Source organism: Bradyrhizobium sp. 87, from assembly GCF_023073015.1.
GTDB lineage: Bacteria > Pseudomonadota > Alphaproteobacteria > Rhizobiales > Xanthobacteraceae > Bradyrhizobium > Bradyrhizobium canariense_D.
Genome location: NZ_JADPIQ010000106.1, coordinates 37,319 through 62,481, shown reverse-complemented (window position 1 = coordinate 62,481; position 25,163 = coordinate 37,319). Strand labels below are relative to the sequence as shown.

20 protein-coding genes are annotated in these 25,163 nt (G+C 64.2%); 9 read left to right on the top strand and 11 right to left on the bottom strand.

Translation table 11 applies throughout. The features are described 5' to 3' along the window. Positions 1–169: 169 nt before the first annotated feature. Positions 170–844, top strand: coding sequence for a Crp/Fnr family transcriptional regulator (locus tag IVB50_RS27065; protein WP_018456597.1), 675 nt, complete (start codon positions 170–172; stop codon positions 842–844). Between the two features lie 201 nt (positions 845–1,045). Here IVB50_RS27065 and IVB50_RS27060 read toward each other — a convergent pair whose 3' ends face one another. The 4 genes from IVB50_RS27060 to IVB50_RS27045 form a co-directional block, all read right to left on the bottom strand. Next, entirely contained in the window at positions 1,046–4,195 is a 3,150-nt protein-coding gene (locus IVB50_RS27060; protein WP_018456596.1) for an efflux RND transporter permease subunit, read from the bottom strand. Continuing rightward, positions 4,195–5,124: an efflux RND transporter periplasmic adaptor subunit gene (locus IVB50_RS27055; RefSeq protein ID WP_018456595.1), complete on the bottom strand. Its 930-nt coding sequence runs from the start codon at positions 5,122–5,124 to the stop codon at positions 4,195–4,197. The genes IVB50_RS27060 and IVB50_RS27055 overlap by 1 nt, the downstream gene beginning before the upstream one ends. A 158-nt stretch (positions 5,125–5,282) precedes the next feature. Then, positions 5,283–5,954: an OmpA family protein gene (locus IVB50_RS27050; RefSeq protein WP_026233202.1), complete on the bottom strand. Its 672-nt coding sequence runs from the start codon at positions 5,952–5,954 to the stop codon at positions 5,283–5,285. Between the two features lie 145 nt (positions 5,955–6,099). After that, positions 6,100–7,611, bottom strand: coding sequence for a caspase family protein (locus tag IVB50_RS27045; protein WP_018456593.1), 1,512 nt, complete (start codon positions 7,609–7,611; stop codon positions 6,100–6,102). A gap of 382 nt (positions 7,612–7,993) precedes the next feature. Here IVB50_RS27045 and IVB50_RS27040 point away from each other — a divergent pair, with 382 nt between their 5' ends. Next, positions 7,994–8,800, top strand: a complete 807-nt coding sequence (locus tag IVB50_RS27040) for an N-acyl homoserine lactonase family protein (RefSeq protein ID WP_018456592.1) — start codon at positions 7,994–7,996, stop codon at positions 8,798–8,800. On the opposite strand, the gene IVB50_RS27035 is transcribed toward IVB50_RS27040, so the two are convergent. Then, positions 8,801–9,343, bottom strand: coding sequence for a MarR family transcriptional regulator (locus IVB50_RS27035; protein ID WP_018456591.1), 543 nt, complete (start codon positions 9,341–9,343; stop codon positions 8,801–8,803). Between the two features lie 109 nt (positions 9,344–9,452). On the opposite strand from IVB50_RS27035, the gene IVB50_RS27030 reads away from it, so the two are divergent. From IVB50_RS27030 to fahA, 5 genes are all read left to right on the top strand, one after another. Then, positions 9,453–11,093 carry an FAD-dependent oxidoreductase gene (locus tag IVB50_RS27030; RefSeq protein WP_247298120.1) on the top strand — a complete coding sequence of 547 codons (1,641 nt, stop codon included), beginning with the start codon at positions 9,453–9,455 and terminating at the stop codon, positions 11,091–11,093. A gap of 13 nt (positions 11,094–11,106) precedes the next feature. Continuing rightward, positions 11,107–11,331 carry a DUF2783 domain-containing protein gene (locus IVB50_RS27025; protein ID WP_018456589.1) on the top strand — a complete coding sequence of 75 codons (225 nt, stop codon included), beginning with the start codon at positions 11,107–11,109 and terminating at the stop codon, positions 11,329–11,331. Between the two features lie 25 nt (positions 11,332–11,356). Next, positions 11,357–12,319 (top strand): MBL fold metallo-hydrolase, encoded by a 963-nt coding sequence (locus IVB50_RS27020; protein WP_018456588.1) that lies wholly within the window; start codon positions 11,357–11,359, stop codon positions 12,317–12,319. Continuing rightward, a complete protein-coding gene (gene hmgA, locus IVB50_RS27015; protein ID WP_018456587.1) occupies positions 12,316–13,662 on the top strand; it encodes a homogentisate 1,2-dioxygenase in 1,347 nt (448 codons plus the stop codon). Before IVB50_RS27020 ends, hmgA begins: the two co-directional genes overlap by 4 nt. 174 nt (positions 13,663–13,836) lie before the next feature. Next, positions 13,837–15,108, top strand: a complete 1,272-nt coding sequence (gene fahA, locus IVB50_RS27010; RefSeq protein ID WP_026233201.1) for a fumarylacetoacetase — start codon at positions 13,837–13,839, stop codon at positions 15,106–15,108. Positions 15,109–15,241: 133 nt separating this feature from the next. On the opposite strand, the gene IVB50_RS27005 is transcribed toward fahA, so the two are convergent. Continuing rightward, positions 15,242–15,553, bottom strand: coding sequence for a DUF1272 domain-containing protein (locus IVB50_RS27005; protein ID WP_018456585.1), 312 nt, complete (start codon positions 15,551–15,553; stop codon positions 15,242–15,244). A 74-nt stretch (positions 15,554–15,627) separates the two neighbouring features. Further along, a complete protein-coding gene (locus tag IVB50_RS27000; protein WP_018456584.1) occupies positions 15,628–16,107 on the bottom strand; it encodes an Lrp/AsnC family transcriptional regulator in 480 nt (159 codons plus the stop codon). Between the two features lie 121 nt (positions 16,108–16,228). Between IVB50_RS27000 and hppD the strand changes: the two genes are divergently transcribed. Further along, complete coding sequence (gene hppD, locus IVB50_RS26995) at positions 16,229–17,344, top strand: 4-hydroxyphenylpyruvate dioxygenase (protein ID WP_247298118.1); 1,116 nt, start codon at positions 16,229–16,231, stop codon at positions 17,342–17,344. Between the two features lie 205 nt (positions 17,345–17,549). Here the strand turns inward: hppD and IVB50_RS26990 are convergent, their stop codons facing one another. The 4 genes from IVB50_RS26990 to IVB50_RS26975 form a co-directional block, all read right to left on the bottom strand. After that, the gene (locus IVB50_RS26990; protein WP_026233200.1) at positions 17,550–18,662 is read right to left on the bottom strand and encodes a CaiB/BaiF CoA-transferase family protein; all 1,113 of its coding nucleotides are present in this window, start codon (positions 18,660–18,662) and stop codon (positions 17,550–17,552) included. 209 nt (positions 18,663–18,871) lie between these two features. After that, positions 18,872–19,672, bottom strand: coding sequence for a xanthine dehydrogenase family protein subunit M (locus tag IVB50_RS26985; RefSeq protein WP_018456581.1), 801 nt, complete (start codon positions 19,670–19,672; stop codon positions 18,872–18,874). 13 nt (positions 19,673–19,685) lie between these two features. Next, positions 19,686–22,028 carry a xanthine dehydrogenase family protein molybdopterin-binding subunit gene (locus IVB50_RS26980; RefSeq protein WP_018456580.1) on the bottom strand — a complete coding sequence of 781 codons (2,343 nt, stop codon included), beginning with the start codon at positions 22,026–22,028 and terminating at the stop codon, positions 19,686–19,688. 84 nt (positions 22,029–22,112) lie between these two features. Next, entirely contained in the window at positions 22,113–22,598 is a 486-nt protein-coding gene (locus tag IVB50_RS26975) for a (2Fe-2S)-binding protein (protein ID WP_026233199.1), read from the bottom strand. Between the two features lie 356 nt (positions 22,599–22,954). On the opposite strand from IVB50_RS26975, the gene IVB50_RS26970 reads away from it, so the two are divergent. Beyond that, on the top strand, positions 22,955–24,994 hold the full coding sequence (locus IVB50_RS26970; protein WP_247298115.1) for a HAMP domain-containing methyl-accepting chemotaxis protein: 2,040 nt from the start codon (positions 22,955–22,957) through the stop codon (positions 24,992–24,994). Positions 24,995–25,163 lie beyond the last annotated feature (169 nt).

Here is a 25,163-nt window from a genome sequence, read left to right as displayed (position 1 = left end):
TGGCTCCTGAGTTTATCCCGGGACGGGAAGCGGCTCCAAGCACGTAAAAATAGTCTGGGGGTGCTGCAAAGTTATGTGACTTATGGCACACTTCCCGGGCGCGGTTTTACGCGATCTTGATGTTGATGGTTCCAAGCGATTTGCCAACGAAATTCACAAGGATATTGAAATGAGCAAGCAGGCCGAATTTGCGGTCATCCTCAAGATGAATGCGATGTTCGCCGATCTCGGCGCAGACGAACTCCAGCGGCTGGCGAATCTCTGCCACACCCAGCATCTGGGGAATGGCGAGGTGCTGTTCCAGAAGGGCGACCCAGGCGATGCGCTGTTCGGCGTGCGCCGAGGCCAGGTCCGTATCGAGACCGGCGCCTCCGACGGCAGCCGCCTGACGCTGAACTTCATGGGGCCCGGCGACCTGTTCGGCGAGGTTGCGGTGCTGGATGGCCAGAGCCGCACTGCGGACGCCACCGCGGGCGAAGCCAGCGAGCTGTTCGTGCTGCGGCGCGAAGACTTTCTCGCCTTCCTCGAACGCGAGCCGAAAGTCGGGATCAAGATCATCGCGCTGCTCTGCCAGCGCATCCGCTGGCAGAGCGAGCGCATGGAAGAGTCCATGCTCCAGCCGCTGCCGGTTCGCCTCGCGCGGCGCCTCTGCGCGCTCGCCGCCGATTTCGGCTCGGAGGTGCACATCTCGCAGGAGCAACTCGGCGTCTTCGTCGGCGCCGCCCGCGAGAGCGTCAACCGCCAGCTTCAGGCCTGGCGCAAGGAAGCGATCCTCGATCTCCAGCGCGGCCGCATCCTGCTGCGGAACATGACCAAGCTGACGGCGATCGCGCGCAACGAGTAGGGGGGCCGTTAGGCTGGGTCGCTATCGGGGCGAAGGAGTTCGTCAGAAGAGTCTCAACTCGCGACCCACGCTTTAACGACCTCGATCGGCACAGCACGACCGGTACGTCTGAATGCCTGGTAGCGAAGACGATCCTCCGCTATGTCGGGTTCTCGGATGGCGCTCGCTGAACTGCCTCGTGTGCTTGACGCTGGTGCACATCTACTCCGCCGCAGGGTGCACGATGTTCTTCGGCCGCGGCCTCGCTTCGGCCGGCGCAGCTCCGTGATGACTTGCGCCCTCCGCATCTTCGCTGTGCACGACCAGCCGCTTGGCGAAGCGCCAGATCAGGGCGCCGAGATCGTCCATCACCATGAACATCGCGGGCACGAACACCAGCGACAGGATGGTCGAGAAGATCAGGCCACCGATCACCGCGAGCGCCATCGGCGAGCGGAACTCGCCGCCCGCGCCGACCGCGAGCGCGCTGGGCATCATGCCCGCGGCCATCGCGATCGTGGTCATCACGATCGGGCGAGCGCGTTTCATGCCTGCGTCGATCATGGCTTCTTCGCGCGGTGTGCCGGCGTGAATGGATTCGATGGCGAATTCCACCAGCATGATCGCGTTCTTGGTGACGATACCCATCAGCATCAGGATGCCGATCCACACCGGTGTCGTGAGCTGCTTGCCGGTGATCAGCAGGGCCGCGATCGCGCCGCCGATCGAGAGCGGCAGCGAGAACAGAATGGTGATCGGCTGCAGGAAGGTGCCGAACAGCAGCACCAGAACGGCGTAGACCATCATCAGGCCCGCCGTGATCGCGGTGGCAAAGCCTTCGGACAGTTCGTTCAGGCTTTCGGCGTCGCCGGAGGGGGAGACCTTCACGCCCTTCGGTCGGCTCTTCATGACCGGCAGATCGTAGATCTTCTTGGTGGCGTCGCCGAGCGCGGCGGAGCCGACGAGATCGGCCGCGACGGTCGCCTGTCGCTCGCGATCGTAACGGTTGATGCTGGTCGGACCCTGGTCGAGCTTGACGTCGGCGATGACGGACAGCGGCACGCCGCCCTTCTCGCCGTGCTCGCCGAGCGGCACGCGCAACTGTTCGAGCGTCTTCAGATTGCCGCGCGCGGCATCCTCGAGCTGCACTCGGATCGGCACCAGACGGTCGCCAACGTCGAACTTGGCAAGCGCGGGGCCGACGTCGCCGATGGTGGCGACGCGGATGGTCTGCGATAGGCTTTCGGTCGAGACGCCGAGCCGTGCGGCGAGATCGGCGCGCGGTTCGACGCGCAGCTCGGGCCGCTCCAGCGTGGTTTCCGAGATCACGTTGGAGATGGTGGGAATCCGCTTCATCTGCGTCGCGAGTTCGCTGGCGACGTTGTTGACGATGTTGGCGTCTGCGCCGGTCACGACCAGCGAGATGGCGCGCAGGCCGTTCTCGTCGAGGAACCAGAAGCGGATGTCTGGAATGTTCTCCAGCTCCTGGCTGATCGAGAATTCGAGCTCGCGCTGGGTGATGTCGCGGCTGTCCTTGGGCGTGTAATTGATGATCAAGGCGGCGCGCCGGACTTCCTGGGTCCCCGGTGGAACGCGGCCGCCGTCGACGAAGATGCTCTTCACCTCGGGCCGCTTGCGCAGGCGCGCCACGATGTCTTCGGTGACTTTTTCGGTGTAGGCGAGCTGCGTGCCCGGCGGCAGCTCGAGCGCAACCAACGAGCGCGAGCTGTCCTGCGCCGGCAGGAAACCCTGCGGCAGCAGCGTAATGCTCCAGATCGAGGCGGCGAAGACGCCGAAGCCGACCAGCACCGTAATGAAATAGTGCTTCACCGACCAGGCCACGAGCCTGTGATAGGACCGCAGCACGCGGCCGGGCGGCGGCTCTTGGTGATTGCTATGTTTGAGGAAGTAGGCGGCGAGCACCGGCGTGACGAAGCGCGCCGCGAGCAGCGAGAAGAACACCTGTACCGAGACGGTGATGCCGAACTGCTTGAAGAACTGTCCGGCGATGCCCGACATGAAGCTCGCGGGCGCGAAGATTGCGATGATCGTCAGCGAGATCGCGATCACCGCGAGGCCGATCTCGTCGGCGGCTTCCAGGGCGGCACGATAGGGCGACTTGCCCATGTTCATGTGCCTGACGATGTTCTCGATCTCGACGATGGCGTCGTCGACCAGAATACCCGTCGACAGCGTGATGGCGAGGAAGCTGACGAGGTTGAGCGAGAAGCCGAGCAGGTCCATCGCCCAGAATGCCGGGAAGATCGACAACGGCAGCGAGATCGCGGCGATGATGGTGGCGCGCAGGTCGCGCAGGAACAACAGCACGATGACGACGGCGAGGATGGCGCCTTCGAACAGGGTCGAGATCGCCGCGTGGTAATTGCCATTGGTATATTCGACCGAGGTGTCGATCACCTTCAGGTCGACGTCGGGATAAGTGGCCTTGAGCGTGTCGATGCGCTTCTGCACGGCCTCGGCGACCTTCACGTCGCTGGCACCCTTGGAGCGCTTGATGCCGAGCGCGACGATCGGCTCGCCGTTGAAGCGGGCGAAGGTACGGCGGTCTGCGATGGTGTCGGTGACGGTGCCGAGATCGTCGAGCCGGACCTCGCCGCCGCCGAACAGCGGAATCATGGTGCCGGCGAGATCGCTCAGCGTCTTGGCGCCGGCGAGGGTGCGGATCGCCTGGTCGTTCTTGCCGATCTCGGCGCGGCCGCCGGCGACGTCGACATTGGTGCCGCGCAGGCTCTGGCTGACGTTGACGGCCGTCAGCCCCATCGACTGCAGGCGGTCGGGATCGAGCGAGACCAGGATCTCGCGCTCGACACCGCCGATGCGCTCGACCTGGGCGACGCCGCGCACGCCTTGCAGCGCGCGCTTGACCACGTCGTCGACGAAATAGGAGAGCTGCTCCGGCGTCTTGCCGGGCGAGATCGCGGCATAGGTGACGATCGGCAGGCCGATGACATCGACGCGCTGGATCAGCGGCTCGGTGACGTTCTGCGGCAGGTTCGAGCGCACGCGCGTCACCGCGTCCTTGACGTCGTTGAGCGCGCGGTCGGTGTTGGTTTCCAGCGCGAACTGGATTGTCGTCACCGACAGGCCGTCGGTGATCTGCGAGGTGATGTGCCTGACCCCTTCGACACCGGAGACGGCGTCTTCAACCGTCTTGGTGACCTGGGATTCGAGCTCGGCGGGTGCCGCGCCGAACTGCGATACCGCGACCGAGATCACGGGAATGTCGGCCGAGGGTAGCCGCGTCACCGCGAGCTTGGTGAAGGACACCCAGCCGAGGATCAGGAGGATGATGGAAAATACGACCGACGGCAGCGGATTGCGGATCGACCATGCCGAGATATTGAGAGCCATCAGCGTACCCGCGTGCGATCGAGTTCATCAGCGAACATGGTCTTGATCTGGTCGCCGTCATGCAGCGAAGAGCCGGCGTCGGCGACGACGATCTCGCCGACATTGAGGCCTTCCAGGATTTCCGTCGCGCTGTCCGAAGACAGCCCGACCCGTACCTTGCGCGTCTCGACAATGTTGCTCTTGACGACCTGCACGGTGAGATGGTCGATCGCGGTCTTGGGAACCGCGACGCCGCAGCTTCGCTTGGCGTCGATCGAGGCGCGGGCGAACACGCCGACTTTCAGCGAGGGATTGTTGGTGACGCTGATGCGCACGCGGCCGAGCTGGGTGGCGCGATCGATTTCGGGCGCGACTAGCCTGACCCGCCCGATCAAATCGGGCGCGTCGTCGCGGCTGATGCGCACGGTCGCGCCGGAGCTGAGCTTGGCCATGTGCACCGCGGGCACCTGCGCGTCCAGTTCGATCTCGTTGTTGACGGCGATACGGAACATCGGGCCGGCCTGCGGCGAGGCCGGCGCGCCGACGATGGTGCGGACCTCGGTGACGAGGCCCGGCGCAGAGGCCTTCAGCGAGACCGGACCTTGCGGGCCGGGCCGCGGCGGCTGGCCCGGAATCTGGGGCGGTGCGGTCAGGCGCGCCAGCTCCTGATTGTCGGTGACGAGGGTGCCTTCGGTGACGAAGAGGTCGGTGACCCTGGATCCCTCCTGGTCGGCGACGACCACGGCTTCGCGGCGCGGCACGAAGAAGCCGGTCACCCGGACCAGGTCGGAGAAGCAGGCATTGGTCGACTTGGTCACGATGACCAGCGCCTCGCTCGGCGTTTCCTTGGGCTCGGCGCGGTGCCGGTGCTCGAACAGATAATAGCCGACGCCGAGCGCGACGACGAAGATCACCGTTCCGGCTGGCTTGAGATATTGGGAGAGGTTCATTGCCGGATCGTCCTGGCCTGGCTCACGGCCATCCGCGCGCGGCCCATGGAGAGCGTTTCCCTGAAATAAAGCAGCGTCCCGCAAGGCTGCGGGACGCGCGCTGGGAGCGAGACTTTACACCACATCACGACTTGTCACTTCAAAGGATTACGTCGTGGTCACTTCGATGCGGTAGTCTTGTTTTCCATGTTGACGACCTGCACGCGACGATTGACTTCCGCCATCGGCTGGGCCGGGTCCTTCAGCTTGCTCTTGCCGTAGCCGACCGTGACGAGGTCGGTCGCGGAGATGCTGTATTTGTCGACCAAATAGCGCTTGATCGAATCCGCGCGGCGCTCCGACAGATCCTGATTATAGCTCTCGCTTCCGGCGGCGTCAGTATGGCCGGCGACCACGAAGGTCGAGCCTTTCAGGTCGGGGCTGGTCAGCGCGCGGCCGAGCGCCTGGACCGAGGCAAGCGATTTGGCGCTGATATTGGCCGAGTTGTAGTCGAACGTGATTTCCAGATCGATGTTCGGCTTGTCCTTGGCCGCCGACGCGATTTCTTCACGCTCGGTCGACGACAGCGACCGTGTCGAGCGGCCGCGCACGGACTGGATCAGCTTGGTCTCCGTGGCACTCGGTGCGGGATCGGCCTGCGGAGCGATCGAGAGGCCGCGGGTCAGCGGCTTCTTCGGCGGCGGCGCCAGCGCGCGGACGATCTCGTCCTCGGTGACGTTCTTGCTGTTGCCGTCGTCGGCTGCGAATGCCAGCGGGATCGTCAGCGACAGCGCGGCGCCGACGGTGATGATGGACAGGATTGCGGTAAGTCCCTTTGCAGCCAATCTCATAGCCAGTCCCTCCTGCGCAGCCAGCTGGTGCGGTTCGAAAATCCTGCAATAAGCCTCCCGAAAGGACGGCCTGCGGCATCCGTTCGATTAGTCTTCGCCGGGCCGTCGCGGGTTCGAGGCACATCGGCCCCGATTCAAAAAAATATCAACGCACTCCGTAGCTTGCGAATTCCTGAACAATGTTCGGGTCCATCGCCTTGGCATTGGCGATGTCGAGCGCGCCCTCTTGGGCCGAGCCGTTGCGCTGCTTGGCGATCCCGCGTCCGAACAGCGAGGAGGTCAAGCGCGGATTGATCCTCAGGGCGGCCTCGAAATCGGCGATGGCGTTCTTGACCGCCCCCGATTTCAGATTGACGAGCCCCCGGCTGTCCAGCGCGTCGACGAAGTTCGGTCGCAGCCGCAGGGCCTCGTTGCAATCCTTCAGCGCGCCCTGGAGGTCGCCGACCACGGTGCGGGTCCAGCAGCGATTGTTCAGCGCCTCGACGTCCTTCGGGTTGATCCGGAGCGTCTCGTCAAAATCCTTGATGGCCAGGCTGTAGGCGCCCTTGCTGGCATAGACCTGACCGCGCCGGTAAAGCGCGTTCACGTCATCCGGATTGGCCGCGATCTTGGCGGTCAGCCCCTTGATGGTGGGGTCCTCGGCCAGGGCGGCCGCACTCGGCCCGCTCTCCATGGTCGGAGCGGTGGCGGGATCGGCCGGAATCACAGGCGGAGGCGGCGGCGGTGCCGGCGGCAAGGCAGCCTCGACCTGCGGCTTCGGTGACGGAGCGGGCGCAGCCACCGTCTCGGCCGGTTTCGGCGGCGGAGGCGGTGAAGGTGCGGGTGGAGTCGGCGGCGGGTTGTTGGCGACGACCGGCGGCGGGGGAGGCGCAGGTGGCGGCGTGGTGGTCGGGCGCGACCCGCCGGCCCCTGGAATGAAGGAGAAATCCTCGGCCAGCGACGAGGATATCCACGGCACCTGCTCGCCCCGGGAGGCGCGGGTGACGCCCATCTTGGTGCGGTTCAGCGTCTCCTCGGCCATCAGGTCGGGGACGCGGATTTCCTTGAGGAGTTCCTGGACGAACAGGCTGTGCTCGCCGCCGGCGTCCGAGACCACCGAGGCCAGTGCCGCCGAATACATCACCAGCGTGCCGTTCGGCGCGATGACGGGCGTGAGGCCGGCCGAGAAGCTGCGGAACCGGCGCTCGAACGGGTTGCGCCTGGAGGCATCGACCAGCGCGATCTTGACGCCGGCGCCGCGGGTGTTGAGCTCGCCGAGCACGGTTTCGAGGCTGATGCCGTCGCGCCGCACGTCGGATTCGGTCCAGATCTGCGCATCGATCGGCAGCAAATAGCTCTGCCGCGCGGACTGGATGCCGAAGCCGCTGAAGAACACCAGTGCCACCGACCCCGGCTTGATCTTGCCGTAGAGCTTGTCGAAGGCGCGGCGCATGCCGTCGCCGGTCAGGTTCTCACCGATCTCGACGGAAAAGCCGTCGCGCTTGAGCTCGTCGGCGACGTCGCGCGCGTCGTTGAGCGGTTCCTTCAGGGGAGCGTCGGCGTCCGGATATTTGGCATTGCCGATGACCAGCGCAAAGCGATCGCCGGCCGCAAGTGACGGAGCGGTCGGGATGAGCGACACGAGCAAGGATAGAACGAAAAGCAGGCGAATTTTCATAATTAGCGCGATCCAGCCAAAAAGGCGCCGTTTCCAGCTTGCGCCGCGGCGACCTTAACTTACGCAATGTGCATTATCAAACCGGGGGAGGGGGGCGTCAACCGCTTGCGGATTCGGCGCTATCGCGACAATTGACCGCGACGCATGGGCATGTTGCGGGGGAATAAACGGGCGGTCATGATTGCACGCGATGCATTCTGGTTGTCATGCTGGTTGTCATTGCGGCTGCAAATTAGGGCAGCCATGGCGACAACAATGTGATTGGTCTCACATTGCGGACGGGCCTCCTTCAACCTGCGGTGTTTGACCTTTGCGGTGGACGATGGCTTGGTGCGGTCGATCGCCCCTGAAGGTGCATCCACAAAAAGAGCAAGATCAAACTATGGGAAACGCCTCCGAAATCTACGCACTGCGCTACGCGACGATGTCGCCGCGCACGCCCCACATGAACTTCCTCGCGCCCGACCCGCATGACAGCGCGGCGCAGGATCTCGACTATTTCGTCTGGCTGATCCGCGGCAACGGCCGCGACATCCTGGTCGATACCGGCTTCAATGCCGAGGAAGCGTCCGCGCGGGCGCGCAAGCTGACGCTCAATCCGGTCGACGCGCTGGAGCGCTTTGGTGTCGCGGCAGCGAGCATTCGCGACATCATCGTGACGCATCTGCATTACGACCATGCCGGCAATCTCGACCGCTTCCCGAACGCCCGCTTCCATCTCCAGGAGCGCGAGATGGCCTACGCGACGGGGCGCTGCATGTGCAACGGACTGCTGCGACATCCGTTCTCGGTCGAGCACGTCACCCAGATGGTCCGCCATGTCTATGGCGAGCGCGTCAATTTCTATTCCGGCGACGGCGAGGTCGCGCCCGGCGTCACCTTGCACCGCGTCGGCGGCCATTCCGACGGCTTGCAGGTGGTCAGAGTCGAGACCGCGCGCGGACCGGTGGTGCTGGCGTCCGATGCCGCGCATTATTACGCCAATCTCCAGCGCAGAAGCCCATTCCCGATCGTCTACAATGTCGGCGACATGGCGGTTGGCTGGGAGACCATCGAGCGCCTCGCCGGCCATCCTGACCGGTTCATTCCCGGCCATGATCCGATCGTGACGGAGATCTATCCGCGCGCCAGCGACAAGGTCGATGTCTGGGCGCTGCATTTGCCGCCGTCGCGATCATTTGCGAAGTGATCAATACGCCTGCTTGGCGTCGGCCTCTTCGCTGGTCTGGATCAAATCGAGGCTCTGTTCGATCTTGCCGAGCAGCGTCGATAGCTGTTTGCGCTCCTGCGCGGTGAGGCAGGCGAGGATCTCGTCTTCCCGCCGCAGCAATTGCGGAAACAGCTCCTCGTAGAGCGTGCGGCCTTTCCTGGTCAGTCGCAGACGGAATTCGCGGCGGTCGGCTTCGTTCTCGACGCGCTCGATCAAACCCTGATGCAGCAACATGGTCACCGCGCGGCTGATCGTGGATTTGTGCGTGCGGGTGCATTGCGCGACGTACTGCGCGCTGCAGGCATCGTTGCGGAAGCCGAGCGTCGCGATCACGCGCCAGGCGGGGATGTCGAGGCCGTGACGCTCCTGATATTCGACGGCGAGTGCGGAACTCACCTCCGCGGCGAGCCGGTTGAGGCGGAACGGCACGAACCTGAACAGGTCGAGCCGTGTTTTTGGCCGCGGTGAAGCCTCATCGGCCTCGCGTGTCTTCAGCGCGATGTCGCTGGATGTCCTCGCCAAGGAGAGCGCTCCGAATTCCAGTTGACGGCCGGCCGGCTCCGGTCCAAAATAGTTGCACGTGAGACTATTAGCAGATCAGGCCTCTCCTGACCAGAGCCGAGGTTAGCGCATGGCGAAGGCCAATACGCATCAGGCCAAAACCCAGTTCGGCTATCGCCGCCACCCCGATCAGGATCGTCCCGGCCAGAGCTCGGCCGAGCATCCCGTGGTGATCGTGGGCGCTGGCCCGGTCGGGCTGTCGCTTGCGATCGACCTTGCCCAACGCGGCCAGCGCGTCGTTCTTCTGGATGACGCCGACCGCATCGGAGAGGGCTCCCGCGCGATCTGCTTCTCGAAACGCTCGCTGGAATATTGGGACCGGCTCGGCGTCGGCGACCGCATGGTCGACAAGGGCGTGGTCTGGAGCGTCGGCCGCATCTTCCACGGCGAGCAGCAGCTCTACCAGTTCAATCTACTGCCGGAGGACGGTCACAAGCGGCCGGCCTTCATCAATCTCCAGCAATATTACGCCGAAGCCTATCTGGTCGACCGCATCAGCGAGCTGCCCGAGATCAATCTGCGCTGGCGCAACAAGGTGACGGCGCTGGAGAGCCGCAACGCTTCCGTCGCGCTGACGATCGAGACGCCGGAGGGCGCCTATCGCCTGCACGCGCAATATGTCGTCGCCTGCGACGGCGCGCGCTCGTCGCTGCGGCAGATGGTGGGCGCCGACTTCGCCGGACAGGTGTTCGAGGACCAGTTCCTGATCGCCGATGTCAAGATGACCGCGGAATTCCCGACCGAGCGCTGGTTCTGGTTCGATCCGCCGTTTCATGCGGGACGTTCGGCGCTGCTGCACCGACAGCCCGACGATGTCTGGCGCATCGACCTTCAGCTCAATCGCTATGCCGACCCCGTCGTCGAGAAGAAGCCCGAGAACGTGCGGCCGCGGATTGCGCGCATGCTCGGCCACGACAAGTTCGAGTTCGAGTGGATCTCGCTTTACAAATTCCAGTGCCGGCGGATGGATCGCTTCGTCCATGGCCGCGTGATCTTTGCAGGCGATTCCGCGCACCAGGTCTCGCCCTTCGGCGCGCGCGGCGCCAATTCGGGACTCGAGGACGCCGAGAATCTCTCCTGGAAGCTCGACCGCGTGCTGCGCGGCGCCTCACCCGCGAGCCTGCTCGAGAGCTATCACGTCGAGCGCAGTCTGGCGGCCGACGAGAACATCCGCGAATCCACCCGCTCGACCGATTTCATGGCGCCGAACTCGCATCAGGAAGCGCGGCTGCGCAAGGCGGTGCTGTCGCTGGCCAAGGAAACGGAATTCGGCAAGCGCATGGTCAATGGCGGGCGGCTCTCGGTGCCGTGCAGCTATGACTCGCCGCTGTCATCGCCGGATGCGGATGCGTGGCGCGGTGGCCCGCTCCCGGGTTGTTCGATGCTCGATGCTCCCGTTACGACGCGCGCGGGCGAGCAAGCCTATTTGACGGATGCATTCCGCAAGGGTGGAACAGACTTCACCTTGCTGTCGTTCGGCAACGGCGCGGCGATCGATGCGCCTGTTGGTGTGAAGGACATCTGCATCGGCGGTGAGGACGGGCTCGCAGATCCGGCAGGGCTCACTGCAAAGCGCTATGATGCGGAACCAGGCTCAGCCTACCTATTAAGGCCGGACGGTTACGTTGCGGCGCGCTTCCGCCACCCCACGCGCGCTGGCGTCGCGGCAGCGCTGTCACGGGCGCAGGGCTTGAATCAAGAATTTGCTTGAATTGAGGATTCGCATGCCGCTCTCCACCAGCTCCAACTTCGCGCGACCCGACGACGCCTTTCGCGCCATTGTGGAGGCGCATCGTGGCTTCACCGACGAGCAGAGCGCGGACTTCGACGCGGCGCTGGTGCTGATCCTCGCCAACCATATCGGCGATATCGTCGTGCTGCGGGAGGCGATTCTCCTCGCCAAGCGGCGCATGATCGACGGCCAGCAGCAGCAACAGCAACAACAATAGCCCCAAAGACTTGAAGGATGAATTGATGGCGAAGAACTTCGCATCCACCGGCGACCTCTCCGAGAAGAAGATCACCTTCTCCGAGATTGGCACCGATCTCTACGCCTTCACCGCGGAGGGCGATCCGAACACCGCGATCATCGTCGGCGACGACGGCTGCCTGGTGTTCGACGCGCAATCGACGCCGGCGATGGCCAACAAGGTGATCGAGCGCGTCCGTGCCGTCACCGACAAACCGATCAAATATGTCGTGCTGTCGCATTATCACGCCGTGCGCGTGCTCGGCGCCTCCGCCTACAAGGCGCAGGGCATCGTCGCCTCGCAGGAGACCTATCGCCTCATCGAGGAGCGTGGCCAGCAGGATTGGGATTCCGAGTACGGCCGCTTCCCGCGCCTGTTTCAGGACGCATCGAGCATACCCGGCCTGACCTGGCCGACGCTGACCTTCGAAGGCGAGATGTCGATCTATCTCGGCAAGCGCGAGGTACGCCTGATGCAGCTTGGCGCCGGCCATACCTCGGGCGACATCGTCGCCTGGGTGCCGGATGCCGAGGTGATGTTCTCCGGTGACCTGATCGAATACCACTCGGCCTGCTATTGTGGCGACGCACACCTGCGCGAATGGCCGCTGACGCTGAACGAGATCCGCAACTTCAATCCCAAGGCGATCGCGCCGGGCCGCGGCGATGCGTTGAAGGGTGTCGCCACGGTGCGCGAAGCCATCGCGATGACGCGCGACTTCGTCACCTCGCTCTACGGCGCCGCCGAAATCTCGGTCGCCAAGGGCCGCACGCTGAAGGAATCGATGGCCGCGACGCGCGAGGTCATGGATCCGAAATTTTCGAGCTTCGCCATCTACGAGCACTGTCTGCCGTTCAACGTATCTCGCGCCTATGACGAGGCGTCGGGGATCGACGACCCCGTGATCTGGACCGACAAGCGCGACCAGGAGATGTGGGCCGCCCTGCAAGGAGGAGGATCATCATGAACATCAACACCTCGCCCGATCAGATCATTCGCAGCACGGCCCAGGTCACGCCGGGCTACATGTCCGGCTTCGGCAACAGTTTCGAGACCGAAGCGCTGCCGGGCGCGCTGCCGATCGGACGCAACTCGCCGCAGCGCTGTGCCTACGGCCTCTATGCCGAGCAGCTCTCCGGCTCGCCCTTCACGGCGCCGCGCGGCAGCAACGAGCGCTCATGGCTCTATCGCATTCGCCCGTCGGTGAAACACTCGGGTCGTTTCGAGAAGGTCGACGGCGGCCTGTGGCGTTCGGCACCGTGCCACGAAAACGACCTGCCGATCGCGCAATTGCGCTGGGATCCGGCGCCGATCCCGAAGGAGGACATGACCTTCCTTCAGGGCGTGCAGACCATGACCACCGCCGGTGACGTCAACACCCAGGCCGGCATGGCCGCCCACGTCTATCTCATCACCAAATCGATGGTGGACCAGCACTTCTACAATGCCGACGGCGAGCTGATGTTCGTGCTGCAGCAGGGCAATCTTCGCATCGTCACGGAGTTCGGCCGCATCGACGCCGAGCCCGGCGAGATCGTGGTGATCCCGCGCGGCGTCAAGTTCCGGGTGGAGATTCCGAGCGGACCGGCGCGTGGCTATCTCTGCGAAAACTACGGCGGCGCCTTCACGCTGCCGGAGCGCGGACCGATCGGCGCCAACTGCCTCGCCAATGCCCGCGACTTCCTGACGCCGGTCGCGCACTACGAGGACAAGGACACACCGACCGAGCTTTACGTGAAATGGGGCGGATCGTTGTTCAGGACGCAGTTGCCCCACTCGCCGATCGACGTCGTCGCCTGGCACGGCAATTATGCGCCGTATAAATATGATCTGCGCACCTTCTCGCCGGTCGGCGCGATCGGCTTCGATCATCCCGATCCCTCGATCTTCACCGTGCTGACCTCGCCGTCGGAGACCGCGGGCACGGCGAATATCGACTTCGTGATCTTCCCCGAGCGCTGGATGGTCGCCGACAACACCTTCCGCCCGCCGTGGTATCACATGAACATCATGAGCGAGTTCATGGGCCTGATCTACGGCGTGTACGACGCCAAGCCGCAAGGTTTTGTGCCGGGCGGCATGAGTTTGCACAATTGCATGCTGCCGCACGGCCCCGATCGCGATGCCTTCGAGCACGCCAGCAACGGCGAGCTGAAGCCGGTCAAGCTGACCGGCACCATGGCCTTCATGTTCGAGACCCGCTACGCGCAGCGCGTCACCGCGCACGCCGCGAATTCCGCGACGTTGCAGCATGACTACGCGGATTGCTGGAAGGGCCTCGCGAAGCGGTTCGATCCGAGCAAGCCGTAAGCTTCTTACCCTCTCCCCTTGTGGGAGAGGGTGGCTCGCCGCATAGCGGCGAGACGGGTGAGGGGTTCTATCCGCGCGTGAACCTCTCCTTCGGACTCGCGGACAGATACCCCTCATCCGGCGCTTCGCGCCACCTTCTCCCACAAGGGGAGAAGGGAAAGACCGAGCCAAGTGATGCCCCATCCCAACGACCCCAGCCTCCGCTCCTTCATCGGCGTCGATCCCGCCTCCGATTTTCCGATCCAGAACCTGCCTTATGGTGTGTTCTCGACCGCGGCCAATCCGACGCCGCGCGTCGGCGTGGCGATCGGCGACTATGTGCTCGATCTCTGGGAGCTTGAGCAGGACTCGCGGCTCGACGTGGGGCCGCTCGGCGTGTTCTCGACGCCGTCGCTCAATGCTTTCATGGCCTTGGGGCCAAAGGTCTGGACGAAGACGCGGGCGCGGATCAGCGAACTCCTGCGCGCCGATCATCCCGAGCTGCGCGACAACGAGGAGTTGCGCAAGCAGGCCTTGGTGCCGATACGCGACGCAAGATTGCATCTGCCGTTTGCGGTCTCCGGCTACACCGATTTCTATTCGTCGAAAGAACACGCCACCAATGTCGGCGTCATGTTCCGTGGCAAGGACAATGCACTGCAGCCGAATTGGCTGCATATGCCGATCGCTTACAACGGCCGTGCCTCGACTGTCGTGGTCTCCGGCACGAAGGTGAAGCGCCCGCGCGGGCAGCTCAAGCCGCCGAATGTGGAGGCGCCGAGCTTCGGACCGTGCAAGCGGCTCGATTTCGAGCTGGAGATGGGCGTGGTGGTCGGCCAGCCGTCGCCAATGGGCGGCATGCTCACGGAGCCGCAAGCCGAGGAGATGATCTTCGGCTTCGTGCTGCTCAACGACTGGAGCGCGCGCGATATCCAGCAATGGGAATATGTGCCGCTCGGGCCGTTCCTCGCCAAGGCGTTCGCGACCTCGATCAGTCCGTGGGTGGTGACGCGCGAGGCGCTGGAGCCATTCCGCCTCAACGGGCCGCAGCAGGAGCCGGTGCCGCTCGACTACCTCAAGCAGGGCAAGCCGCAGAACTACGATCTCGAACTCGACGTCTCCTTGCGCGCCGCCGGAGCCAACGCGCCCGCCGGCATCAGCCGCACCAATTTCAAATACATGTACTGGTCGTCGGTGCAGCAGCTGATGCACCACGCCTCCTCCGGCTGCGCCATGAATGTCGGCGATCTCCTCGGCAGCGGCACCATTTCCGGTCCGGAGAAGAACCAGCGCGGCAGCCTGCTGGAGATCAGCTGGAACGGCACCGAGCCGATCGAATTGCCCGGCGGCGCCAAGCGGTCGTTCCTGGAAGACGGCGACAGCCTCGTCATGCGCGGCTGGTGCCAGGGCGAAGGCTATCGCGTTGGTTTTGGCGAGGTCGAGGGGACGATTTTGCCGGCGGAGTGATTGCTGGGAAGCGATGCGACCTCTATCCACATTCTCCGTCATTGCGAGCGTAGCGAAGCAATCCAGAGTCTTTCCGCAGTGGCAGTCTGGATTGCTTCGTCGCAAGGGCTCCTCGCAATGACATGGTGAGAGTCTACCGCTTCTCCGGCGGCACCTCACGTAACCGCGCGCAATGCGTCGCGACGTCCTCCAGACTGTACTTCAGATGCACCCGCTTGTCCGACGGCGCCTGGTTGGTCGTGCACACGCCCGGTCGCCATTCCTGCGTGGGCCTGATCGGGCGCGGCGCAAAACCGCCGCCGCAGTTCGGGCAGACGTTGGAGAGTTTCGTCTCCACGCAGTCCGCACAGAACGTGCATTCATAGGAACAGATCCGCGCATCGGTTGCGTTCGGGGGCAGATCGCGGTCGCAATATTCGCAGTTCGGTCGAAGCTGGAGGGCCATGGCTCAATCTCCGCAGATTGGCCGGGATCATCGCAGATCGCGCGCGCAGCGCGAATGCCGGATTTCCCTCGATTTCAGCCGGGCTTGATTTCCTTCAGCGGCAGACGCGTGCTTTCCTTCAGCCTGTCGAGCACGATCGAGGAGCGCACATGCGCGACGCTCTGGTGCGGCATCAGCACGTCGTTGACGAGGTTGGAGAGGCCCTTGAGGTCGTGCAGCACGGCCTTGAGCACGTAGTCGGCGTCGCCTGTCAGCGAGTAGGCCTCCTGGATCTCGTCGATGCGGTTGACCAGAGTCCGAAACCGCTTGGAATTGTCCGGCGAGTGGGTCGCCAGCGTCACCTGGATGAAGGCGACCACGCCGAAGCCGAGCGCCTCGCTGGAGAGATCGGCATGATAGCCCGCAATGACCTTCTCCTCTTCCAGCCGCATCCGTCGCCGCGAGCATTGCGAGGCCGAGAGCCCGGCGAGGTCGGCGAGCTCCTGGTTGGTGAGACGGCCGTCGTCCTGGAGCGCGCCCAGGATCTTGAGGTCGAAGGCATCCACCAAAGTCATGCGCGTTTCACCCACTTCATGCACAAACTGTGCATATGTTAATCAAAAGCCGTCTCATTTGCACGCCCCTTGCGCGTCCCATGAAGGATAGTTCCTCTCAGCAGCAATTTGGGAGAACACCATGGGTCCGTTTCCGCACGATGCACCGCCGGCCACGATCAGCGCCGAGAATCCGATGGGCACCGACGGGTTCGAGTTCGTCGAATATGCGCATCCCAATCCGCAAGAGCTGCACGCCTTGTTCAAGCTGATGGGCTATGTGCCCGTCGCGCGGCACAGAACGAAGAAGATCACGGTTTATCGCCAGGGCGACATCAATTACCTCGTCAACGAGGAGCCCGGCACCCAGGGTCACGATTTCGTCGCCGCGCACGGCCGCTGTGCGCCGTCGATGGCGTTTCGCGTCGTCGATGCGAAGAAGGCCTATGACCGCGCGATTTCGCTCGGTGCCGAACCTGCCGATGCGTCCTCCGCGCAGAAGACGCTCGACGTCCCCGCGATCAAGGGCATCGGCGGCAGCCTGCTCTATTTCGCTGATCGCTATGGCGCCAAGGGATCGGCCTATGACAGCGAGTTCGAATGGCTGGGTGCGCGCGATCCGCGTCCTGCCGGCGCCGGCCTGTTCTATCTCGATCACCTCACCCACAACGTCCACCGCGGCCGCATGGACGTGTGGACGGGCTTCTACGAGAAGCTCTTCAATTTCCGCCAGATCCGCTTCTTCGACATCGAGGGCCGCGCCTCGGGCCTGTTCTCGCGCGCGCTGACCAGCCCCGACGGCAAGATCCGGATTCCGATCAACGAGGACGCCGGCGATTCCGGGCAGATCGAGGAATATCTCAATATCTATCGCGGCGAGGGCATCCAGCACATCGCCTGCGGCTGCCGCGACATCTACCGCACCATCGAGGACTTGCGCGAGGCCGGTCTGCCCTTCATGCCAGCGCCGCCCGCGACCTATTTCGAGCGGATCGACGCGCGGTTGCCGAAGCATGGCGAGGACATCGCGCGGCTGCAGAAGAACGGCATCCTGATCGACGGCGAAGGCGTGGTCGACGGCGGCCAGACCAAGGTGCTGCTGCAGATCTTCTCGGCCAACGCGATCGGCCCGATCTTCTTCGAGTTCATCCAGCGCAAGGGCGACGACGGTTTCGGCGAAGGCAATTTCAAGGCGCTGTTCGAATCGATCGAGGAGGACCAGATCCGGCGCGGGGTGCTGAAGGTGGATGCGGCGTAGGCGGCCGTTGTCTGGAACGCGGTGGCATTAAGTGCCGCCGTCGTCCTGGCGAAAGCCAGGACCAATTACCCCAGGGAGCGGTCATTGGGCGAACTGGTAACTCCGAGTCTTCGTCAAACCGCGTTGGTGGCTATGGGTCTTGGCCCCCGTGCGCAATTGCGCACTAGGCCAGGACGACCCGGAGTGTGATGCGACAGCGGAGGACTTAACGCTCCGCCTTCCAGGCTTTGGTCACCGCGCCGATCTCCGCCACTTCCGGCTCGCGCACCGCCGATGGAGTCCGCGAAAAGCGCGGCGCCGGCGCCGGCTGCTTCACGCCGTGGCGCTCGACGAAGACGTTGCGGGCGACCATGTGCGGATGCTCGGTCGCTTCCGACATGGTCAGCACCGGCGCGAAGCAGATGTCGGTGCCTTCCATAATCTTGCACCAGTCCTCGCGCGTCTTGCTCTTGAACACCGTCTTCAGTTTTTCCTTCAGCGCGGGCCAAGCCTTGCGGTCCATCTGCGCATCGAAATCGGGGTCGGTCAGGCCGGCGTGCTCGCGCAGCAGCGCGTAGAATTGCGGCTCGATCGAGCCGATCGAGACGAAATGGCCGCAGGCGCATTCGTAGACGCCGTAGAAATGTGCGCCGCCGTCGAGAAAGTTCTCGTTGCGGCCTTCGGTCCAGCGGCCGAGCGTGGTCATGTCGAAGAAGAACGACATCAGCGATGCCGCGCCGTCGCACATCGCGGCATCGACGACCTGGCCCTTGCCTGACCGCGAGGCCTCCAGCAGCGCCGCGAGCACGCCGACCACGAGATAGAGCGCGCCGCCGCCGAAATCGCCGACCAGGTTGAGCGGCGGCACCGGCGCTTCCTTCGTGCCGATCGCGGCGAGCGCGCCGGTGATGGAGATGTAGTTGATGTCGTGGCCGGCGGCATTGGCGAGCGGGCCTTGCTGGCCCCAGCCGGTCATGCGGCCGTAGACCAGCTTTGGATTGCGCGCGAGCACCACGTCAGGCCCGAGACCGAGCCGCTCCATCACGCCGGGACGGAAACCCTCGACCAGCGCGTCGGCATTCGCAAGCAGATCGAGTACCTCCGCGATCGCCGCCTGGTCCTTGAGGTCGAGCTCGACCACCTTGCGGCCGCGGCCTGCGACCGACTTCATGTTCTTCCTGGCGCCGACCCGATCGAGCGTGACGATTTCGGCGCCCATGTCGGCCAGCATCATGCAGGCAAACGGGCCCGGTCCAATGCCGGCGAATTCAACGATGCGGAAGCCCGACAGCGGGCCGGAGGTGCGGACGGAGGAGTTTTGGGCTGATTGATCGAGCACGTGTTTGTTTCCTCGGATCCAAGGCGCATATTGCCGATGGTCGGCAAGCGCCAAGGCGTTCCTCTGCGGGGCGAGTTAATTGGCCGATTAACTTTTCTCGCCTTCACGCCAGTGAGGCAAGCGGTTTTCATGTCGCGTGGCTAAAATAAAACGGCGCGCACCGAAGTGCGCGCCGTGGAAAATTGCGTCGAGGCGCTAAGGCCCGATGGTCAGCGAGCGGCAGCCACCGCGCGCTGCGCCATCACCTTGATCAGGTTGGCGCGGTACTCCGCCGTGCCGTGGATGTCGGCCAGCAGATTGCTCGCCGAAATGCTCACGCCGTCGATCGCCGACGGTGACCAGTTCGCCTTCAGCGCCGTTTCGATGGCCGGGACCCGCATCACGCCGCTTTGCGAGGCGCCGGTGGCGGCCACCCGAACCTCGCCCGACTTCGTCTGCGCGACGAACACGCCGGTCAGCGCAAAGCGAGACGCAGGATGGCGCATCTTTTCGTAGCCAGCCTTCGCCGGAACCGGGAACGACACGGCGGTGATGAGCTCGCCCTCCTCCAGCGCGGTCGTGAACATGCCCTGGAAAAAGTCATCCGCCGTAATCGACCGCCTGTTGGTCTTCACGGTGGCGCCGAGCGCGAGCAGTGCGGCGGGAAAATCCGCGGCGGGATCGTTGTTGGCGATCGAGCCGCCGATCGTGCCGCGATAGCGCACGGCGGGGTCGCCGAGCACCGAAGTGAGATAGGCAATTGCGGGAATCGCCTTCTTCACGTCGGCATTCTGCATGATGTCGAAATAGGTCGTGCCGGCCTTGATGGTCAGCACGTCGCCCGAGAGCTCGACGCCCTGCAGCTCCTTGATCTTGCCGAGGTCGATGACGTCGGACGGACTGGCGAGGCGTTGCTTCATCACCGGCAGCAGCGTCTGGCCGCCGGCGAGGAACTTGGCTTCGCTGCTCTTGGAGAACAGGCTGACGGCTTCGTCAACCGAGGACGCGCGATGATAAACGGTCTGGTACATCTTCGTTCCTCCCTTAAGCCGCGTGGATCGTGCGCCACACCCTGTCCGGGGTTGCGGGCATTTCCAGATTGTTCTTGCCGATCGCATCCGTGATCGCATTGATCACGGCCGCTGACGCCCCGATCGCACCGGCCTCACCGCAACCCTTGATGCCGAGCGGATTGCCCGGGCACAGCGTCGTGGTGTGGGAGAGGTTGAACGAGGGAACGTCGTCGGCGCGCGGCATGGCGTAGTCCATGAACGAGGCCGTGACCGGCTGCCCGTTGGCGTCGTAGATCGCGTGCTCGAGCAACGCTTGTCCGATGCCTTGCACAAGACCGCCATGGACCTGGCCCTCGACGATCATCGGGTTGATCAAACGGCCGAAATCGTCGGCCGCGACGAAGTTGACGAAGGAGGTCTTGCCGGTGCCGGGATCGACCTCGAGCTCGCAGATATATGTGCCGGCCGGGAAGGTGAAGTTGGTCGGATCGTAGAAGGCGCTTTCCTTCAGGCCCGGCTCCATCCCGTCGGGCAGATTGTGCGCGGTATAGGCCGCGAGTGCGACCATCGGGAAGGCGATCGCCTTGTCGGTGCCGGCGACCTTGAACTCGCCGTTCTCGATGACGATGTCGCCTTCCGAGGCTTCCAGCGCATGCGCGGCGATCTTCTTGGCCTTGGATTCCATCTTCTCCATGGCCTTCAGGATCGCGGTGAGGCCGACGGCGGCCGAGCGCGAGCCATAGGTGCCCATGCCGAACTGCACCTTGTCGGTGTCGCCATGGACGATCGAGACCTGACTGATGGGAACGCCGAGGCGTTCGGCTACGAGCTGGCAGAACGTGGTCTCGTGACCCTGGCCGTGGCTGTGTGATCCCGTCAGGACCTCGATGGTGCCGACCGGGTTGACGCGGACTTCGGCGGACTCCCACAGACCGACGCCGGCGCCCAGGCTGCCGACGGCCTTCGACGGCGCGATGCCGCAGGCCTCGATGTAGCAGGACACGCCGATGCCGCGCAGCTTGCCGTCGGCCTTCGCCTTGGCCTTGCGCCCGGCAAAGCCGGCATAGTCGATCGCCTTCATCGCGGCGTCGAGCGAGGCGTTAAAGTCGCCGGTGTCATAAGCCATGATCACCGGCGTCTGGTGCGGGAACTGGGTGATGAAGTTGGTCCGGCGCAGCGCGGCCGGATCGACCTTCAACTGCCGCGCCGCCGTCTCCATCAGACGTTCGATCAGATAGCTCGCCTCGGGGCGGCCGGCGCCGCGATAGGCGTCGACCGGCGTGGTGTTGGTGTAGACCCCGACCACCTCGGCATGGATCGCCGGGATGTTGTACTGGCCCGACAGCAGCGTCGCGTACAGATAGGTCGGCACCGACGACGAGAACAGCGACATGTAGGCGCCGAAATTGGCGTAAGTCTTCACCTTCAACCCGGTGATCTTGTTGTTGGCGTCGAACGCCATCTCGGCATGGGTGACGTGGTCGCGGCCATGCGCATCGGTGAGGAAGGCTTCGGTGCGGTCGCCGGTCCATTTTACGGGGCGGCCGACCTTCTTCGAGGCCCACAGCGCCACCATCTCTTCGGGATAGATGAAGATCTTGGAGCCGAAGCCGCCGCCGACGTCGGGTGCGATCACGCGCAGCTTGTGCTCGGGTGCAATGTTGTAGAACGCCGACAGCACGAGGCGGGCGACGTGCGGATTCTGCGACGTCGTGTAGAGCGTGAAATGCTCTTCCGCCGAATCGTAATCGGCAATTGCCGCGCGCGGCTCCATCGCGTTCGGCGCGAGACGGTTGTTGGTGACGTCGAGCTTCACCACGTTGGCGGCCTTGGCGAAGGCCGCATCGGTGGCGCCTTCGTCGCCGATCACCCAGTCATAAACCTGGTTGCCTGGAGCTTCGGGATGTAGCTGCGGCGCGCCGGACTTGATCGCGGCGTGGACGTCGGCGACCGCGGGCAGCTCTTCGTAGTTCACGACCACGGCTTCGGCCGCGTCGCGTGCGAGATTCTTGGTCTCGGCGATCACGACTGCGACGGCCTGACCGACGAAGCGCACCGTCTCCGGCGCCATTGCCGGCCATGCGCCCATCTTCATCGGGCTGCCGTCCTTGGAGGTGATGGCCCAGCCGCAGATCAGGTTGCCGACCTTGTCGTCGACGATTTGCTGACCGGTCAGCACAGCGACCACGCCCGGCATCTTCAGCGCCTCGGCGGGATCGATCCCCTTCACCTTGGCATGCGCGTGCGGGCTGCGGATGAAATGGGCATGGGTCATGCCCTGCAATTTGATGTCGTCGACGTAGCGGCCCTTGCCGGTAATGAAACGCTTGTCTTCCTTGCGCACGACGCTCGCGCCAATGCCTTCAACGCCCATGTCTGGTCCTCCCGACCGGAATTTGTCTTGACCGCGCTTTCCCTCGAAAGCGGCGGCGATCGTTCTTGTTTCGAGGCGGGCCGCTTACTCGGCCGCCTGCGAGACCTTCATGCGGCCTGCCGCATCCAGCACGGCTTTGACGATGTTGTGGTACCCAGTGCAGCGACAGATATTGCCTTCGAGCTCGTGGCGGACGGTGGCCTCGTCGAGCTGGCCACCATAGCGGTGCACGATGTCGATCGCCGACATGATCATGCCCGGCGTGCAATAGCCGCACTGCAGGCCGTGATTGTCGCGGAAGGCCGCCTGCATCGGGTGCAGCTCGTCGCCCTTGGCGATGCCTTCGATCGTGGTGATGCTGGCGCCGTCGGCCTGTCCTGCCAGCATGGTGCAGGATTTGATCGCCTTGCCGTCCATATGGACGACGCAGGCGCCGCACTGGCTGGTGTCGCAGCCGACATGGGTTCCGGTGAGGTTGAGGTGGTCGCGCAGCAGCTGAACCAGCAGCGTGCGGTCCTCGACGTCGACAGCAACGGCCTTGCCGTTCACCGTCAGTTTGACTGTAGACACGGTTGAAGTCCTCCCGGGATCGATTTTGATTGTTTCTAATTAGAGACAGCGACCCGGAACTTTGCAACTACGATTTTGGCCGCCCGCGTCATGGAAAAGTCATTGATCCAGAATGCCCAACATTGGTTTGGGGGGCGAGTCGGCCGGATCGGGTTGCGGCTCCGGGGCGCCAGCTGGGATGCCAGCCTCTATATCCCTATCCGGCTCGCCTTTGCAGTCCGCCTTGGCCGATAGAGCCGGAAGCTCTGCGGACGCACCGAATTTACCGCCCCTTATCGATTCTGCCTTAGTTTTGCGCAGCCAGGTCAGGGGGCGGGGCGCCACCGGATCTCGGCTGAATGAAAATGGGGGTGGGAATGTCCGGGCGTATCGCGTCGTCGTCGAAGCGCACAATAATGCCGACCCTCAGGTTCCGCGCCAAGATCATTCTGGGCTTTGCCGCGGTGCTGGTGATCTCCGCCGGCAGCATGGCCTTCTCCTATTTTGGCTTCGAGCGGGTCTCGTCCGGGGTCGGGTCCTACCGCACCAGTGTCACCGAGGCCGATCTCGCCCGTAACATCGACCGGGAGCTGCTCGCCTATCGCTCGGCCGTCAGATATTTCGTCGTCACCGGCAAGGAGGACGACGCCAAGACGGCGCTGGACGCGGAGACCGGCCTGAAGAGCGCCATCGACCAGGCGGTCAAGAGCGCCAAGAAGCCGGCGCGGCAGGAAAGTCTGGACAAGCTCGCCAAGGAGTTTTCCAACTTCTCCGCGACCTTCGCGAAAGTCCTCCAGGCCAAGCGTGACAGCGCGCTGCTGGTGCAGAACCAGCTCATGCGCAACGCCAACCTCCTGAAATACAAGCTCGACGACATCGGCAACAATGCCTCCGATTCCGAGGCGCAGGCGATCGAGTTCGGGACCAAGCAGGTCAACGCCCAATTCCAGACCGCGAGCGGGGCGGCGACCAATTTCGTGCTGACGTCCGACCAGGCGATCGCGACCAGCGCGCTGGCGCGGTTGAAATTCGTCGAGAACTCGCTCAACGCGGTCTATTCCATGGACGACAAGATCGTCGCCGGCCTGAAGGACGCCAAGGGATTGCTCGGTGCCTATCGGGAATCGCTGGAGAAACTGATCGCCAACGCCAAGATGATCGACGAGCTCGTCACCGAGATGAGCGGCTCGGCCAGCGCGATCCTTCAGGGTGCCCCCACCATGAAGGCGGACCTCGTTGCCGAGCAGCAGCGGTTGGAGTCCGAATCGGAAGCGACCATCGGGAAGACCGAGCAACTGGTGCTGATGCTGGCCGTCGGCGGTACGCTGCTCGGCGCGGTCCTCGCTTTCCTGCTCGGCACCGGCATTTCGCGTCCGATGATCGCGATGTGCAAGGCGATGCGCGAGCTTGCCGCGGGCAATTTCGACGTCGTGCTGCCGGGCCTCGGCCGCAGGGACGAGATCGGCGAGATGGCCGGCGCGGTCGAAGAATTCAAGGTGCAGGCCGTGGCCAAGGCCGAGCGCGATGCCGCCGCCAACGAACTTCAGAACAGGGAGCAGGCCGCAAGCCGTCGTTCCGAGCTGATTCGTTTCGCCGATGATTTCGAGAGCGCGGTTGGTGCCATCGTCTCCAACGTCTCGGCTTCCGCCGTGCAGCTGGAATCGGCGGCCTCGACGCTGACCCGCACCGCCGAGACCACGCAGAGCCTGTCGAGCCAGGTCGCCGACGTCTCCGAGCAGGCCTCCAGCAACATGCAGTCGGTCGCGACCGCGACCGAAGAGCTCTCGGCCTCGGTCGAGGAGATCGGCCGTCAGGTCCGCGATTCCAGCCGCATTGCCGAAGCTGCCGTGGTGCAGGCAAAGGAGACCGATAATCGCATCGGCAAGCTCTCGCATGCCGCCCAGCAGATCGGCGAAGTCGTCAAGCTCATCACGGCGATCGCCGAGCAGACCAATCTTCTGGCGCTGAACGCGACCATCGAGGCGGCACGCGCCGGCGAAGCCGGCCGCGGCTTTGCAGTGGTCGCCAGCGAAGTGAAGTCGCTCGCGAGCCAGACCGCGAAGGCCACCGACGAGATCTCCTCGCACATCACGGGCATGCAAGGCGCCACGGCCGAGTCGGTTGCGGCGATCAAGGAGATCGGCGCCACCATCGGCCAGATCTCGTCGATCTCGACCTCGATTGCGAGCGCGGTGGAGCAGCAAGGCGCCGCGACGCAGGAAATCGCGCGCAGCGTCCAGACCGTCGCACAGGGCACTCAGACCGCCGCCACCGACATCGGCCAGGTCAACCGCGGCGCCGCCGAAACCGGCTCGGCCTCGGAAGAGGTGCTGCATTCGGCCAAGACGCTGTCGTCCGAAAGCACCCGCCTGCGCGCCGAGCTCGACCGCTTCATGGGGAATATCCGGGCGGCGTAAGCGCTCAGCCGTCCCGGCCCCCCGTGCGCGATTGCGCACGAGGCCAGGACGACGAGACCCTGCGTCACGTAACCGCCGGTTGCGGCGCCACAAATTTACCGCAGCTTATCCTTTGCCATTTACCGTGCTCACGCGTCAGGAAGCGGGCTGCTTCCGGGCTGCGCCTGGT

Excerpts from the sequence above, each read along its gene's own strand:
- IVB50_RS27065 (WP_018456597.1), top strand. The coding sequence starts at position 170 with ATGAGCAAGCAGGCCGAATTTGCGGTCATCCTCAAGATGAATGCGATG.
- IVB50_RS27060 (WP_018456596.1), bottom strand. The coding sequence starts at position 4,195 with ATGGCTCTCAATATCTCGGCATGGTCGATCCGCAATCCGCTGCCGTCG.
- IVB50_RS27055 (WP_018456595.1), bottom strand. The coding sequence starts at position 5,124 with ATGAACCTCTCCCAATATCTCAAGCCAGCCGGAACGGTGATCTTCGTC.
- IVB50_RS27050 (WP_026233202.1), bottom strand. The coding sequence starts at position 5,954 with ATGAGATTGGCTGCAAAGGGACTTACCGCAATCCTGTCCATCATCACC.
- IVB50_RS27045 (WP_018456593.1), bottom strand. The coding sequence starts at position 7,611 with ATGAAAATTCGCCTGCTTTTCGTTCTATCCTTGCTCGTGTCGCTCATC.
- IVB50_RS27040 (WP_018456592.1), top strand. The coding sequence starts at position 7,994 with ATGGGAAACGCCTCCGAAATCTACGCACTGCGCTACGCGACGATGTCG.
- IVB50_RS27030 (WP_247298120.1), top strand. The coding sequence starts at position 9,453 with ATGGCGAAGGCCAATACGCATCAGGCCAAAACCCAGTTCGGCTATCGC.
- IVB50_RS27025 (WP_018456589.1), top strand. The coding sequence starts at position 11,107 with ATGCCGCTCTCCACCAGCTCCAACTTCGCGCGACCCGACGACGCCTTT.
- IVB50_RS27020 (WP_018456588.1), top strand. The coding sequence starts at position 11,357 with ATGGCGAAGAACTTCGCATCCACCGGCGACCTCTCCGAGAAGAAGATC.
- hmgA (WP_018456587.1), top strand. The coding sequence starts at position 12,316 with ATGAACATCAACACCTCGCCCGATCAGATCATTCGCAGCACGGCCCAG.
- fahA (WP_026233201.1), top strand. The coding sequence starts at position 13,837 with ATGCCCCATCCCAACGACCCCAGCCTCCGCTCCTTCATCGGCGTCGAT.
- IVB50_RS27005 (WP_018456585.1), bottom strand. The coding sequence starts at position 15,553 with ATGGCCCTCCAGCTTCGACCGAACTGCGAATATTGCGACCGCGATCTG.
- IVB50_RS27000 (WP_018456584.1), bottom strand. The coding sequence starts at position 16,107 with ATGACTTTGGTGGATGCCTTCGACCTCAAGATCCTGGGCGCGCTCCAG.
- hppD (WP_247298118.1), top strand. The coding sequence starts at position 16,229 with ATGGGTCCGTTTCCGCACGATGCACCGCCGGCCACGATCAGCGCCGAG.
- IVB50_RS26985 (WP_018456581.1), bottom strand. The coding sequence starts at position 19,672 with ATGTACCAGACCGTTTATCATCGCGCGTCCTCGGTTGACGAAGCCGTC.
- IVB50_RS26980 (WP_018456580.1), bottom strand. The coding sequence starts at position 22,028 with ATGGGCGTTGAAGGCATTGGCGCGAGCGTCGTGCGCAAGGAAGACAAG.
- IVB50_RS26970 (WP_247298115.1), top strand. The coding sequence starts at position 22,955 with ATGTCCGGGCGTATCGCGTCGTCGTCGAAGCGCACAATAATGCCGACC.